The 13,299-nt window shown below is 70.7% G+C and carries 14 protein-coding genes; 9 read left to right on the forward strand and 5 right to left on the reverse strand.

Features of this window, described 5'->3' with window-relative positions; all coding sequences use genetic code 11:
- The first annotated feature begins 19 nt into the window (after positions 1–19).
- The 4 genes from SPOPO_RS0112510 to SPOPO_RS0112525 are packed head-to-tail and all read left to right on the forward strand — an operon-like array spanning position 20 to position 2,782.
- Positions 20–472: a MaoC family dehydratase gene (locus SPOPO_RS0112510; protein WP_019875141.1), complete on the forward strand. Its 453-nt coding sequence runs from the start codon at positions 20–22 to the stop codon at positions 470–472.
- A complete protein-coding gene (locus SPOPO_RS0112515) occupies positions 469–1,230 on the forward strand; it encodes an enoyl-CoA hydratase/isomerase family protein (RefSeq protein WP_019875142.1) in 762 nt (253 codons plus the stop codon). The genes SPOPO_RS0112510 and SPOPO_RS0112515 overlap by 4 nt, the downstream gene beginning before the upstream one ends.
- Complete coding sequence (locus tag SPOPO_RS0112520; RefSeq protein ID WP_019875143.1) at positions 1,227–2,045, forward strand: enoyl-CoA hydratase/isomerase family protein; 819 nt, start codon at positions 1,227–1,229, stop codon at positions 2,043–2,045. The genes SPOPO_RS0112515 and SPOPO_RS0112520 overlap by 4 nt, the downstream gene beginning before the upstream one ends.
- On the forward strand, positions 2,045–2,782 hold the full coding sequence (locus SPOPO_RS0112525; RefSeq protein ID WP_019875144.1) for an SDR family NAD(P)-dependent oxidoreductase: 738 nt from the start codon (positions 2,045–2,047) through the stop codon (positions 2,780–2,782). The genes SPOPO_RS0112520 and SPOPO_RS0112525 overlap by 1 nt, the downstream gene beginning before the upstream one ends.
- Before the next feature lie 164 nt (positions 2,783–2,946).
- Here the strand turns inward: SPOPO_RS0112525 and SPOPO_RS0112530 are convergent, their stop codons facing one another.
- From SPOPO_RS0112530 to SPOPO_RS0112545, 4 genes are all read right to left on the reverse strand, one after another.
- Complete coding sequence (locus tag SPOPO_RS0112530) at positions 2,947–4,230, reverse strand: phytoene desaturase family protein (RefSeq protein WP_019875145.1); 1,284 nt, start codon at positions 4,228–4,230, stop codon at positions 2,947–2,949.
- Positions 4,227–4,847: a TetR/AcrR family transcriptional regulator gene (locus SPOPO_RS0112535; protein ID WP_019875146.1), complete on the reverse strand. Its 621-nt coding sequence runs from the start codon at positions 4,845–4,847 to the stop codon at positions 4,227–4,229. The genes SPOPO_RS0112530 and SPOPO_RS0112535 overlap by 4 nt, the downstream gene beginning before the upstream one ends.
- 32 nt (positions 4,848–4,879) lie before the next feature.
- Positions 4,880–6,043, reverse strand: coding sequence for an acyl-CoA dehydrogenase family protein (locus SPOPO_RS0112540; RefSeq protein WP_019875147.1), 1,164 nt, complete (start codon positions 6,041–6,043; stop codon positions 4,880–4,882).
- 65 nt (positions 6,044–6,108) lie between these two features.
- Positions 6,109–7,284, reverse strand: a complete 1,176-nt coding sequence (locus tag SPOPO_RS0112545; RefSeq protein ID WP_019875148.1) for an enoyl-CoA hydratase-related protein — start codon at positions 7,282–7,284, stop codon at positions 6,109–6,111.
- A 263-nt stretch (positions 7,285–7,547) separates the two neighbouring features.
- On the opposite strand from SPOPO_RS0112545, the gene SPOPO_RS0112550 reads away from it, so the two are divergent.
- Genes SPOPO_RS0112550 through SPOPO_RS0112570 form a run of 5 tightly spaced genes read left to right on the forward strand, consistent with a single transcriptional unit; the run spans position 7,548 to position 12,131 of the window.
- Positions 7,548–8,936 carry an OB-fold domain-containing protein gene (locus tag SPOPO_RS0112550; protein WP_019875149.1) on the forward strand — a complete coding sequence of 463 codons (1,389 nt, stop codon included), beginning with the start codon at positions 7,548–7,550 and terminating at the stop codon, positions 8,934–8,936.
- Complete coding sequence (locus SPOPO_RS0112555; RefSeq protein ID WP_019875150.1) at positions 8,926–10,113, forward strand: acetyl-CoA acetyltransferase; 1,188 nt, start codon at positions 8,926–8,928, stop codon at positions 10,111–10,113. Before SPOPO_RS0112550 ends, SPOPO_RS0112555 begins: the two co-directional genes overlap by 11 nt.
- Complete coding sequence (locus tag SPOPO_RS0112560) at positions 10,110–11,360, forward strand: aromatic ring-hydroxylating oxygenase subunit alpha (RefSeq protein WP_019875151.1); 1,251 nt, start codon at positions 10,110–10,112, stop codon at positions 11,358–11,360. Before SPOPO_RS0112555 ends, SPOPO_RS0112560 begins: the two co-directional genes overlap by 4 nt.
- Positions 11,360–11,884: an aromatic-ring-hydroxylating dioxygenase subunit beta gene (locus tag SPOPO_RS0112565; RefSeq protein ID WP_019875152.1), complete on the forward strand. Its 525-nt coding sequence runs from the start codon at positions 11,360–11,362 to the stop codon at positions 11,882–11,884. The genes SPOPO_RS0112560 and SPOPO_RS0112565 overlap by 1 nt, the downstream gene beginning before the upstream one ends.
- A gap of 13 nt (positions 11,885–11,897) precedes the next feature.
- Positions 11,898–12,131, forward strand: coding sequence for a hypothetical protein (locus SPOPO_RS0112570; protein ID WP_019875154.1), 234 nt, complete (start codon positions 11,898–11,900; stop codon positions 12,129–12,131).
- On the opposite strand, the gene SPOPO_RS32780 is transcribed toward SPOPO_RS0112570, so the two are convergent.
- Entirely contained in the window at positions 12,125–13,273 is a 1,149-nt protein-coding gene (locus tag SPOPO_RS32780) for an aromatic ring-hydroxylating oxygenase subunit alpha (RefSeq protein ID WP_019875155.1), read from the reverse strand. The genes SPOPO_RS0112570 and SPOPO_RS32780 overlap by 7 nt on opposite strands.
- Positions 13,274–13,299: the final 26 nt, after the last annotated feature.

The raw sequence follows: 13,299 nt of genomic DNA on the forward strand, positions 1-13,299 counted from the left end.
CACGAAAGCGAGCCCTCCCATGCGGGTGTTCGAGAACCTCGACGAGTTCGTCGCCGCCGCCGGGACCGACCTCGGTTCCTCCGACTGGGTCCTCGTCGACCAGAAGCGGATCGACACCTTCGCCGACGCGACCGGTGACCACCAGTGGATCCACGTCGACCCGGAGCGGGCCGCGGAGGGCCCCTTCGGCGCGACGATCGCGCACGGTCTGCTGACGCTGTCGCTGTACCCCGCGCTGATGCTGCAGATCTACGAGGTCCGGAACGTCTCGATGGGCGTGAACTACGGCTTCAACAAGGTGCGGTTCCCCTCGCCGGTCCCGGTGAACTCCGAGGTCCGCATGTCGCTGTCGATCAACGAGGTGTCGACCTTCGACGGCGGCGCGCAGGCGGTCATGGGCGCGACCATCGAGGTCAAGGGCGCCGCCAAGCCCGCGGCGGTGCTCGAGGCGATCGTCCGGTACGTGAAGTGAGCGACGAGGTACTCGTCCGCGCCGACGGCCGGGTCGGGTACATCACTCTGAACCGGCCGGAGGCGAAGAACGCGATCACCGTCGAGCTCAGCCACGGGCTGGCCGCGGGGGTGCGCGAGCTGGAGCCGGAGGTCGACGTTCTCGTCGTCCGCGGCGCGGGCGGGACCTTCTGTGCCGGCGGCGACGTCGCGCAGCTCGACGCGCTGCGGGCGAAGGGACGCGTGGACCTCGCGACGATGTTCACCGCGTTCCGCGACGCCCGGGCCGCGATCGCCCAGGCCGAGGTGCCGGTCGTCGCGGTCGTCGAGGGCCACGCGGTCGCGGGCGGGTTCGAGCTCGCCTGCTCGTGCGACATCGTCCTCGCCGCGGAGTCCGCCACGTTCGCCGACATCCACTCCCGGTTCGGGCAGATCCCGGGCGGCGGCGGGACCCAGCTGCTCTCGCGGCTGGTCGGGCGCGCCCGGGCGTCCGCGCTCGTACTCACCGGCGACGCCCTGACGGCTCGTCAGGCGCAGGAGTGGGGCCTGGTGTACGAGGTCGCCGAGGACGTGGACGCCGCGCTGGCCAGCCTGATCAAGCGACTCTCGCGGGGCTCCCGTGCGGCCCGCGCGCAGTCCAAGCGGCTTCTCCGCGGCGGTCTGGAGCTGCCGCTCGACGACGCGCTCGACCTCGAGCTCGAAGCGGTCCTCGACCACATTCTGGGCGACGCCGGCGCCGCGGCCGTGGACGCCTTCAGCAACCGGAAGGACAGTGCGTGACCTCGGAACCGAAGGCCCTGATCGGGGACGGCCTCGTCCTGCTCGACCTCCACCCCGACGGCGTGGGGCACCTGCGGCTGAACCGGCCCGAGGCGTCGAACGCGATGAGCAACGAGTTCCTCAAGGCGTTGTTCGACGCGGTGATGGTGTGTCACGGCGACGCGTCGATGCGGGCCGTCGTGCTCTCCGGCGAGGGGCGGCACTTCTGCGCCGGCGGCGACGTGAAGGACTTCGCCTCCAAGGGTGAGGGACTGCCGGACTACCTGCGCGAGGCCACAACCTGGCTCGGCATGGTGGCCGGTGCGCTGGTCCGGCTGCAGCAGCCCGTTGTCGTCGCGGTGCAGGGTTACGCGGCCGGCGGCGGTGGGCTCGGGCTGGTGTGCGCCGGCGACCTCGTCGTCGCCGGGCGCAAGGCCAAGTTCATGTCGGGCGCGACGCGCGCCGGCATGGCACCGGACGCCGGGTCGACCGTCGCGCTGCAGCGGATCGTCGGGTTCCGCAGGGCGATGGAGATTGTGCTGCTCAACCCGACGCTGACCGCCGACGACGCCCTCGCGATCGGGCTCGTCAACCGCGTGGTCGACGACGAGGCGGTCCTGGAGTCCGCGTTCGAGATGGCGCGTACCCTCGCGGCCGGCGCCCCGCTCGCGATGGCCGGGGCGAAGCGGCTGCTCTGGGACGGCGTCGGCCGCTCCATCGAGGAGGCGTTCCCGGACGAGTCCCGCACGGTGTCGGCGCTGTCCGGCACCGCGGACGCGCGCGAGGCGCTCGCCGCCGTCATCGAGAAGCGGACCCCGACGTTCGAGGGTCGCTGATGCCCGACTTCACCGGGCGGACCGCGATCGTCACCGGCGGCGGCCGGGGGATCGGCGAGGCGATCTGCCGCGCCCTGGCCGCGGGCGGCGCGTCCGTCCACGTCGTCGACCGGGACGCCGAGCCCGCCGAGAAGGTCGCGGCCGAGACCGGCGGGACGCCCGTCGTGCTCGACGTCTCCGACTTCGCCGCGGTGGAGGAGCGGCTGTCCGCGATCGGCGCCGACATCCTCGTCAACAACGCCGGCTTCGACGAGCATTGCTGGTTCACCGAGGCGACTCCGGAGTACTGGCGGCGCCTGGTCTCGGTGAACCTGGAGGGCGTCTTCGCGTGCACCCACGCGGTGCTGCGCGGGATGCAGGAGCGGCGCTACGGCCGGATCGTGAACGTCGCCTCCGAGGCCGGGCGCATCGGGTCGAAGGGCAACGCCGTCTACGCCGCGACCAAGGGCGGCGTCATCGTGTTCTCGAAGTCGATCGCGTTGGAGAACGCGCGGTTCTCGATCACGTCGAACACGATCCTGCCCGGCCCGATCGACACCCCGCTGCTCGATCAGGTCCGCGCCCACCCCAAGGGTGACGACATGATCGCCGCCATGAAGCGCCTGACGCCCCTCGGCCGGCTCGGCGAACCCCGCGAGGTCGCCGACGCCGTCGCGTTCCTTTGCTCCGAGGAGGCCGCCTACATCACCGGCGAGACCCTCGGCGTCTCCGGCGGCATGGGCATCGGCGCCGGCTGACCCCCTCGCCGACCGGCTGTGTCGACCGGCTCCGTCGCCCGGCTGTGTTGACAAAAGGGTGTCACCCTTTGTGGACCGGGCTGTGTTGATTAGGGGTGTCACCCTTTGTCAACCGGCTGTGTTGATAAGGGGTGTCACCCCTTGTCGACGCAGGGGGGCGCTCGTCAGGCGGACAAGCGCGCCAGGACGCGGTCGACGACGATCTTGGCGGTCTCGGCGCACGCGGTCGTGCCGCCGTTGGCGTACTCCTTGACGCCGTCGCCGAGGTTCCAGAGGTTCGGCAGTGGCGTCTCGGGTGTCAGGTCGAAGCCGGCGACGGCGCGCTGCGGCGGCCAGGCGTCGCGGGTGATGACCTCGGAGAGGACCCGGGCCCGGGTGTCGAAGTCCGGGATGTGCTCGCGGATGTCCTCGTACAGCAGCGCGAGTTCGGCGTCGTTGTCGAAGTCGCCGACCGCCGGCCGCGGGACCGCCGTCGCGACGTAGAGGTTCCAGCCGGGTGGGGCCATCTCCGGGCAGAGGTCGGTGAAGTTGGCCATGTACGCCAGGCGGCGGGACTTCGCGAAGCCGAGCATGCCCGGCATCTCTAGCAGCCGCTCCTGGCTCGCGAAGTTGACGGTGACCATCGCGCTCGGTCGGTCCGCGCGCTTGACCGCCATCAGGTAGTCGGCGTCGAAGGCGTCCTCACCGACCAGACGGACCGTGTTGGCCGGGCCGACGTTGCTGAGGACGACCCGCGCGGTGACCGTGCTGCCGTCGCCGAGCGTCGCAGTCGCGGAGTCCGGCGAGATCTGAAGCGACGTGACTTCGGTGGAGAGGCGGACCTCGCCGCCGTGCTGGGTGATGGCGTCGGCCAAGGCCCTCCAGAGGCCGATCGTCCCCTCGGGGTGGAAGCCGAACCGCTTGAACGCGCTCTTGCGGGTGAAGTAGGTGAGGAACACACGGGCGGGGAGCTCGTCAGAACCCACCGCGAAGATCGAGGCACACATGTTCCGGAAGATCCCGTGCACCGACTCGTTCTTCGTGTACTTGTTCAGCCACTGCTCGAGGGTGAGTTCGTGCTCGGGCAGGCCGTCGTCGGACCGGGCGGCGCCGATGCCGCCGAGGATCTTCGCGCCGGAGCGCGACATCTTCGACAGCAGCAGACCCCAGCCACCGCCGGTGACATCGACGTCCTTCTTCCCGACGCGGTAGAGGATCGGCGGGGACGGCTCGCGGATGTCGAAGCGCGCACCCACCTCCCGACAGGTCTCCTCGGTGATGCCACCGACCTCGATGACGATCGCGCCGTCGTTGACCTGAAAGCCCTCGACCTCGGTCGTCGACGCGCGGCCGCCGACCTTGTCGAGACGCTCGACCACCAGGACCGATCGCCCGGCGTGCGCCAGGCGGGCCGCCGCGAACAGGCCGCCGGCACCGGCTCCGATGACGAGGACGTCGTAGTCCGTCATGTCTCCTCCGAGGGGGCGCTCAGACCCTGACGGATCATCAGCTGAGCGGTCGAGATGGTGCGGGCCAGTGACCCGCGGGACGGGTTGAACCACTCGGCCGCCCAGTTGAGGGCACCGAGGACGAACATGCGGGCGGCCGCCGGGTCGAGGGCGGGGTTGAGCTGGCCCGTGCGGGTGGCGTCCGCGATCAGCGTCCGCCAGAGCACGCCGTACCGGCGCTCGTCGACGAGCTGGGCCTCGCGCAGCGCGGGCGGCAGCGACGACGCCAGCCGGATCGCGACCGCGCCGTACTTCGAGTCGCGCAGCGTGGCCTGCAGGTGACCGGCGACGGCGGCCTCGATGCGGTCCATCGGGGTCGCGCTCGCCGGGAGCGCCGCCAGCTCCCGCTCGACGGACGCGAGGACGCGGCGCACACCTTCCTGGACCGCCTCGCCGATGACCTCGTCGCGCGAGTTGAAGTAGTAGTAGACGGCCGTCGGCTGGACCCGGGCGAGCTCCGCGATGTCGGACAGGCGCGTGCCGGCGTAGCCCTTGGCGTTGAGCACCTCGGCGGTGGCGTCGAGGATGCGCTCGCGGGTGGCCTCGGACTTCGACTGGGCGCGTGCCGGTGTGGCCATCGGGTGAGCCTCCGTCAGTCGGATCGTCAGGACTAGTACGAGGCCGGGAGCTTGAGGCTGTGCTGGGCGACGAAGTTGAGCACCATCTCCCGGCTCACCGGGGCCGTCTTGAGCATGCGGGCGACGAACCAGAGATCGGCGAGACCGTATTCGAGCGACATCCCGTTGCCGCCGTGGACCTGCATCGCCTGGTCGAGCGTCCGCAGCGACGAGTCGGCCGAGACGAACTTCGCGATGTTCGACGCCTCGCCGGCCTCGAGCCCGAGGTCGTAGAGCTCGGCCGCGCGGTACGTCACGAGCCGCGCCGTCTGGGTGCCGATGTAGCACTCGGCGAGCGGGTGCGAGACGCCCTGGTGTGAACCGATCGGCACGTTCCAGACCTGACGCTCCGTCGCGTACCGGACCGCCTTGTTGAGCGCGTACCGCGCGATGCCGTTGCTGATGCACGCGGCGGTGATGCGCTCCGGGTTCAGGCCGGAGAACACCTGCCGCAGCCCCTGGCCCTCGACGCCGATCAGCGCCTCCGGCCCGATCGCGACGTCGTCGAAGAAGACGGTGAACTGGTGCTCCGGCTGGGACAGCGCCGCCGGGATCGGGGTCCAGCTCAGGCCGGGTGCGTCGGTGGGGACGACGAACAGCGAGAGCGGGTGCTTGCCCTTCGCGTCCGGCTCGGGCTGCCGCACCACCACGAGGACGGCGTCCGCCTCGTCGATGGCGGACGTCCAGTACTTGGTGCCGTTGATCCGCCAGCCGTCGCCGTCCGGCCGCGCCGTCGTCGTGATGACGTGGCTGTTCGACCCGGCGTCGGGCTCGGTGATCGCGAACGCCATCTTTCGCGAGCCGTCGGCGATGCCGGGCAGCCAACGCGACTTGAGCTCGTGGCTGCCGTGCTTGTCGAGGATCGTGCCGCAGATCGCGGGGGAGATGACGCTCAGAAGCAGCGGGCAGCCCTGCGTCGCGGTTTCCTCGATCGCGACCGCGAGGTCGCCCATCGTGCCGCCCCCGCCGCCGTACTCCTCGGACAGGTGGATGCCGAGGAACCCGGCCGCGCCGAGGTCCTTCCACAGCTCGGTCGGCTCGACGTGCCGCGTCGCGCAGTCGGCGAAGTACTCGTGGCCGTACTTGCCGACGAGCTTCCCGACGGCCGCGCGCAGCGCCGCGCGCTCCGGGCTGTCGACGATCAGGCTGCTGTCCACGGTGCTCTCCCTCCTGACGTCCGAAGAAGTGGCTGCAATAGCGACCAGATGTTCGGACGCAACGATCAACGGCCGCGGAAGTCCGGGCGGCGGCGGGCGGCGAAGGCGCTCATGCCCTCGCCGAGGTCGGACGTGCGGGCGATCTCGTCCACCTCGCGCAGTTCGGCGGCGAGCTGGTCGCGCAGGGAGTGATCGAAGCTGTCGCGCAGGAGCCGGCGCATCGCGGCGAACGCGCGCGTCGGGCCGGCGGCGAGCTTCGCGGCGATGCGGGCGGCCTCGGCGTCGACCTCGGCCGCGGGGACGACGTCGGTGAGCAGGCCCCACTCGAGTGCCTCGGCGGCGGTGAGGCGGCGGTTGAGCAGGTAGAGCTGTTGCGTCCGGCGCAGCCCGATCAGGCGCGGCAGGTACCAGCTGTTGCCGCCGTCGGACGTCATGCCGAGTGCGGCGTACCCGAGCGCGAAGGCGGCGTCGTCGGCAGCGATGGCGACGTCGGCCGCGCAGACCAGGCCGAGCCCGCCGCCACCGGCCGAACCGCTGACGGCGGCGACCAGCGGTGCGTCCAGAGCGGCGAGACGCTCGAGCGCGACGTGGTAGTCGCCGATCATCCGGTGCAGCGTCGCCGCGCGCTCGTCCTGCTCCTGCGGGCCGAGGAAATCGAGGTTGCCCCCGACGGTGAACGGGCCCTTCGAGCGGAGCAGGACGCACCGCAGGTCGGTCTCGCGGGAGAGGCGGGTCGAGAGTTCGAGGATGTCGTCGGTCATCGCGACGTCGAAGGCGTTCCCGACCTCGGGCCGGTTCAGCGTGACGGTCGCGACGCCGTCGGCGAGTTCGAGCGTCATCGTCCACAGCGGTGCTGCCGCCTCCCGCCACCGGGCGGTGTCGGTGACCTGCTCCAGCCGGGAGATGCGGCCGTCGCGGAAGCTGAACAGGTGCGTGAACGCCGCGTCGAGCGGTCCGCCCCCGCGCCGTCCGTGGCCGGTGTACCGGCCGGTGACGAGCAGCCGCCCGTCGGCCAGGGGCGCGAACTCCGTCGGCTTCGGGCCCGCGGCGAACGCCCGGCCGATCTGCTTCCAGCCGTCGTCCCACATCGCGCCCGCGCCCGCGTGCTCCCCGGCCCCGGCGGGCATCCCGTCGGCGATCACGCCCTCGAACTCCGGGTGCAGCAGAGCCCCGATCGTCGCGGTGTCACCCGCGGCGAGCGCGTCGTAGAGCCGTCGGACGACGTCCTCGGAGGAACTCACAGTTTTGAATGTAGATTCAAAACTGTCACGTCGTCAACGTGTGGGGCCTCCGGGGGACGCGCTTCACTCGCCGCAGCCAGGCTTCACTCGCCCGGCCTGGCGAGTGAGGCACAGCCCCAGCGAGTGAAGCGCGGCCGGGCTAAGGCGGGGGCCGCTTGGCAGGGGTCCGGCGGAGCGGTAGTCTGGACACACTGTCCGAGCAGTGTGACCGAGAAACTCTCCGGGCAGTGCCGCCGCACGTCGCCCACCACCGGAGGACCCGCATGTCGCAGGGGATCGTGGCGTACGCCGCGTACCTGCCCGCCCACCGGCTCGCGCTGGCCGATGTGGCCGCGACCCTGGGGGCCGGGCGGGGCAAGGGCACCCGGGTGGTGGCCTCCTACGACGAGGACTCGACGACGCTCGCGGTCGAGGCTGCGCGGGCGGCGCTGGCGGGCCGGCGGCCCGCCTCGATCTGGTTCGCGACGACGTCCCCGGCCTACGCCGAGAAGACCAACGCCTCCGCGATCCACGCGGCGCTCGGGCTCGGGAGCGACGGGTTCGCGGTCGACGTCGCGGGGTCGGCCCGGTCGGCGCAGGGCGCGCTCCGGGCGGCGGCGGCTCAGCCCGGTGGCCTGGCCGTCCTCTCCGATGTCCGCGTCGGCACCCCCGGCTCCGCGGACGAGCTCCAGAACGCCGACGGGGCGGCCGCGTTCCTGTTCGGCCCGGAGGACGAGGCGCTCCTGGTCCCGGTCGCCACGGCCTCCGTGACTGGCGAGTTCCTCGACCGCTGGCGCGCCCCCGGCGACCACTCGGCCTCGAGCTGGGAGGAGCGCTTTGGTCAGGAGATGTACACGCCCCTGATCGAGGCCGCCACGACGCAGGCCCTGGCCGCGGCGGGGCTGAGCGCCACCGACCACGTCGTCGTCTCCTGCCCGCACACCCGGACCGCGACGGCCGCCCGCGCCGCGCACGGCGGTGCGGACGTCGGCGCCGACCTGACGCTTGGTCAGGCCGGGGCGGCCGACCTCGGGCTCCGGCTCGCCGACGTCCTCGACCGCGCCGAGCCCGGTCAGACGGTGCTGACGATCTCCGCGGTCGACGGCGCCGACGCGACCGTCTGGCGGGTCGCCGACCGCATCGCCGGCCACCGGGCGAGCAGCCCGCTCCGCGAACAGCTCGCCGGCGGCCGGGAGGTCGGCTACGGCACCTACCTGACCTGGCGCGGTCTGCTCGAGCGCGAGGGCCCGCGCCGCCCCGATCCCGAGCGCCCGGCCGGACCGCCGAGCGCGCGCGGGCTCGACTGGAAGTTCGGCTTCGTCGGCAGCCGCTGCGACAAGTGCGGCTTCCTGCACCTGCCCCCGTCGCGGGTCTGCGTCTCCTGCCGGGTCGCCGACCAGATGACGCCGACCCCGCTCGCGGACGCGACCGGCACCGTCGTCACCTTCACCGTCGACCGGCTCGCGTACTCGATGTCGCCGCCGGTGATCGACGCCGTCGTCGACTTCGACGGCGGTGGCCGCACCCTGCTCGAGCTGGCGGACGCCAAACCTGAGGACATCACCGTCGGCTCCCGGGTGGGCCTGACCTTCCGGAAGCTCTACACCTCCGGTGGCGTGCACAACTACTTCTGGAAGGCCCGCATCCTCAAGGAGGCTCGCGATGGGGAGTAAGGGCATCCGCGACCAGGTCGCGATCGTCGGCATGGGCTGCACGACGTTCGGCGAGCACTGGGACCGCAGCGTCGACGACATGCTTCTCGACGCGACCACCGAGTGCTACGCCTCGACCAACGGACTCACGTCCGCGGACGTCGACGCCTACTGGCTCGGCACGATGGCGTCGGGCCTGTCCGGCATGATCCTGGCCAAGCCGCTGGCGCTGGAGTACAAGCCGGTCACCCGCGTCGAGAACTTCTGCGCCACGGGATCCGAGGCCTTCCGCAACGCCTGCTACGCCGTGGCCTCCGGGGCCTACGACGTCGCGATGGCGGTTGGCGTCGAGAAGCTCAAGGACTCCGGTTACTCCGGACTGGTCCGGCCCGCCGTCGCGAACGACGGCACCAGCCCCGACCTCACGCTCACCGCACCGGCGGCCTTCTCGCTGCTCGACCCCGCGTACTGCCGGAAGTACGGCGTCGATCCGCAGGCCTTCCGGGACGCGATGACCCACGTCGCGTGGAAGAACCATCAGAACGGCGCGAAGAACCCGCGGGCGCAGTTCCGCAAGCCGGTGGCGAAGGAGAAGATCTCCGGCTCGCCGTTGGTGGCCGGTCGGCTCGGGGTCTTCGACTGCTCCGGCGTCTCCGACGGCGCGGCGGCCGCGTTGATCGTCCGCGCCGAGGACGCCCACCGCTACACCGACCGTCCGATGTACGTGAAGGGTCTGTCGATGGTGGCCGGGCCGGGCAGCGGAGCCGCCGACCCGGGCTACGACTACACCTCGTTCCCCGAGGTCGTGGTCAGCGCCGAGGACGCCTACCGGCAGGCCGGCATCAGTGGCACCGACCTCGACCTCGCCGAGGTGCACGACTGCTTCACCCCGACCGAGATCGTGCTGATGGAGGACCTCGGGTTCTCCCCGCGCGGCAGCGCCTGGAAGGACGTCCTCAACGGGGACTTCGACCTCGGCGGCCGCATCTCGGTCAACCCCGACGGCGGGCTGAAGTCCTTCGGCCACCCGGTCGGCGCGTCCGGTCTCCGGATGCTGTTCGAGTGCTGGTTGCAGTTCCGCGGGGAGGCGGGCGAGCGCCAGCTCGACGACCCGAAGCTCGGTCTCACGCACAACCTGGGCGGCCGCCCGGGCAGCTGCGTCTCGTTCGTGTCCATCGTCGGCAAGGAGCTGTCATGACCACCACGGGCAGTAAGTACGACGAGCTGATCCGGCCCGACCGGATCCACGGCTCGCTGTACACCGACCCCGAGATCTTCGCCGACGAGATGGCCAAGATCTTCTACTCGACGTGGGTGTACGTCGGGCACGAGTCCGAGATCGCCGAGATCAACGACTACGTCGTCAAGCCGTTCGGTCCGCAGACGGTGATCATGAGCCGCGCGAAGGACGGCTCGATCCACCTGCTCCAGAACCGCTGCGCGCACCGCGCGAACCTCGTCTGCGAGGCGCCGAAGGGCAACGCCACCGGCTTCCGCTGCCAGTACCACGGCTGGACGTACGCCAACAACGGCGACCTGCTCGGCTTCCCCTACAAGAAGGGGTACGAGGGCATCGTCGACAAGTCGAAGCTCGGCCTTGGCCGCGTCCCGCGCGTCGAGTCCTACCAGGGCTTCGTCTTCGGCTGCTTCAACCCGGACGCCCCGTCACTGCTGGAGCACCTCGGGGACGCGGCGAAGGAGATCGACCGCCTCGTCCGCCTCTCGCCGAACGGCAAGATCCAACTGACCGCCGGCTGGCTGAAGCACAAGGTCAAGGCCAACTGGAAGATGCTGCTGGAGAACGAGACCGACGGGTACCACCCGCAGTTCGTGCACTCCTCGGTCTTCGTCTCCGCCGAGAGCGGCATCGGCGCGCTGTACTCCGACACCGCGGAGGCCGTCAGCCGTGACCTCGGCAACGGGCACACCGAGAACGACCTGCGCCCCGAGTTCCGGCGGCTCGGCAACGTCATGGGCTGGTTCGGCACCACCCCGGACAAGGTCCCCAACTACATCGCGAAGATGCGCGAGGTTCACGGGGACAAGACCGACGAGATCCTCATCGAGGGCTCGCCGCACCTCATGGTCTTCCCCAACCTGTTCATCGCCGAGATCCAGATCTTCGTCATCCAACCGATGGCGGTCGACGAGACCGTGCAGCACGTGACGGCCATTCAGCTCGACGGCGGCGAGGAGATGAACCGCCGTCTGCTTCAGCAGACGATCGGCTCGGTCGGCCCGGCCGGCTTCCTGCTCGCCGACGACTCCGAGATGTACGAGCGCAACCAGCGCGGCGTCCGGGCCCGCGACCCCGAGTGGCTGGTCGTCAACCGCGGCGCCAACCGCGAGCGGGTCGACGAGAACGGCAAGCTCATCGGCTACAACACCGACGAGGTGCCGATCCGCGCGATCTGGCGCCACTACAAGTCCCTGATGGAGAAGTGATGACGGCGGTGTCCGAACGGCTGGCCGATCGTTCGACCGGCCCGGGCGTCATTCCGCTCACCGAGGCGGAGCAGTTCGTCTACCGGGAGGCCCGGCTCTCCGACGCCCACGACTACGACGGGTGGGAGGCGCTGTGGACCGACGACGCCATCTACTGGGTGCCCGCCGGCGGTGAGTCCGCCGAGGACCCCACCACCCAGGTCTCCGTGCTGTTCGACAACCGGTCCCGGATCGGCACCCGCGTCCGTCAGTTGAAGTCGGGCAAGCGGCACTCGCAGATCCCGAAGTCGAACGTCGTCCACTCGATCAGCAACGTCGAGATCCTCGGCCGGCACGAGAACGGCGACACCGAGGTCGCCGCCGCTCTGCTCGCGGTCGAGTGCCGCGAGCGCGGCACCGTGCTCTGGGCCGGCCGTGTCGAGTACCGCCTGCGTCGGGTGGGCGACGAGATCAAACTGTCCTGGAAGAAGGTCACGCTCGTCGACCGGGACATGCCCCTGTACACGCTCTCGTTCCTGATCTGATCGGGTCGATCTCATGGAGGAACCGGAGCTCGAGCCGCTGGGCGTCGTCGAGAACGAGTTCGCGGCCGTCCATCTCTCGATCGACCGCCGCGGCAACGGGCCGCGGCTGCGCATCGAGGACCTGACCACCGAGCACGTCGGCTATCTCGACGCCCTCACCCTCGAAGCCCTCGCCTGGGCCGACGACGACCGCATCCGCGCCCTCCTCGATCCGTCCAACGACCGCTGGCGCGATCGCAGTCAGTAGCCGGTCGCGGCGGCCCAGTCGCGGTGGAGGGCCTGGGTCAGGGCCTCGCACCGCCCGAGGAGATAGGTCTCGTTCGCCCCGGTGGCGATCAGGCGCTGGACGCCGGCGGCCATGCGGTAGTCCTGGGAGCCGATGATCTCGTAGAAGAAGTCGAGGGCGGTCTCGAGAATGATGCGCTGGTCCTCGGTCTCGATCGGGTCGTAGGAGTACAGCGACTGCACGGTGACCGAGTGGTCGATGCCGTCGGGGAAGACCTGGAACAGCTCGGCGTGGTCGCCGAAGAACAGCAGGATCGTGTTTGGGAAGATCAGGTAGACGAACCCGATGCCGCCGTCGTCGAAGCCGGTCCAGGTCTCGGTCGGACCCTCGGTGGAGTCGGTCAGGCAGCGCATCGCGACGGCCTGCCGGTGGTGCCGGCCGAAGCTGTCCGCCAGTAGCAGCCCGTTGGCGGCGAACATGTTGATCGTGTTCTGGTGCAGGTTCGGGATGTGGTAGCCCTCGGTGAAGGTGTCCACCGCCAGCTTCCAGTTCGCCGCGATGCGGTGCACGCGACGGTCGAAGTAGTGCAGGTCGCCGAGGTTCCACCGGTGGAGCTCGGCGTCGAACGGACCGAGGTGGGTGTCGAGGTCGAACGGCTCGCCCTGCGAGGTCGGCAGCACCCACAGGACGCCGGCGCGCTCGGCGACCGACACGGCCGACAGGCCGCGCGCCTCCCGGCACAACCCGGGGAACGTCTCCGCCTGCGGGACGCCGACGAGTTCGCCGGCGCGGTTGTAGGTCCACGAGTGGTACGGGCAGGTGAAGCTCCGGTTGGATCCGCTCGCCTCCTCGACGACCGGGGCGCCGCGATGACGGCAGGCGTTCCGCAACCCGCGGACCACCCCGTCGTCGCCGCGCACCAGCAGCAGGGACGTCCCGGGCGGCTCGAACAACTTCCAGTCGCCCGGTTCCGGCAGCTCGCCGGAGAGCCCGGCCAGCAGCGGGAGGCCGGCGAACAGGCGCTGCTGCTCCCGGGCGAAGCGTTCCGGGTCGGTGTAGACGGCGACCGGCACTTCTGTCATCTCGTCGCCGATCGCCATCGAGGGATTGGCCATCAGGTCGAGCAGCTGTGTGGTGACGTCGATCTCGAGGGCGCGGTCCATGAGCGACAGCCTAAGTAAGAGTGACT

It is taken from the genome of Sporichthya polymorpha DSM 43042 (assembly GCF_000384115.1).
Lineage (GTDB): Bacteria > Actinomycetota > Actinomycetes > Sporichthyales > Sporichthyaceae > Sporichthya > Sporichthya polymorpha.

Coding starts and splice junctions, on each gene's coding strand:
- SPOPO_RS0112555 (WP_019875150.1), top strand. CDS start 8,926: ATGGGGAGTAAGGGCATCCGCGACCAGGTCGCGATCGTCGGCATGGGC.
- SPOPO_RS32780 (WP_019875155.1), bottom strand. CDS start 13,273: ATGGACCGCGCCCTCGAGATCGACGTCACCACACAGCTGCTCGACCTG.
- SPOPO_RS0112535 (WP_019875146.1), bottom strand. CDS start 4,847: ATGGCCACACCGGCACGCGCCCAGTCGAAGTCCGAGGCCACCCGCGAG.
- SPOPO_RS0112570 (WP_019875154.1), top strand. CDS start 11,898: ATGGAGGAACCGGAGCTCGAGCCGCTGGGCGTCGTCGAGAACGAGTTC.
- SPOPO_RS0112560 (WP_019875151.1), top strand. CDS start 10,110: ATGACCACCACGGGCAGTAAGTACGACGAGCTGATCCGGCCCGACCGG.
- SPOPO_RS0112565 (WP_019875152.1), top strand. CDS start 11,360: ATGACGGCGGTGTCCGAACGGCTGGCCGATCGTTCGACCGGCCCGGGC.
- SPOPO_RS0112510 (WP_019875141.1), top strand. CDS start 20: ATGCGGGTGTTCGAGAACCTCGACGAGTTCGTCGCCGCCGCCGGGACC.
- SPOPO_RS0112550 (WP_019875149.1), top strand. CDS start 7,548: ATGTCGCAGGGGATCGTGGCGTACGCCGCGTACCTGCCCGCCCACCGG.
- SPOPO_RS0112530 (WP_019875145.1), bottom strand. CDS start 4,230: ATGACGGACTACGACGTCCTCGTCATCGGAGCCGGTGCCGGCGGCCTG.
- SPOPO_RS0112525 (WP_019875144.1), top strand. CDS start 2,045: ATGCCCGACTTCACCGGGCGGACCGCGATCGTCACCGGCGGCGGCCGG.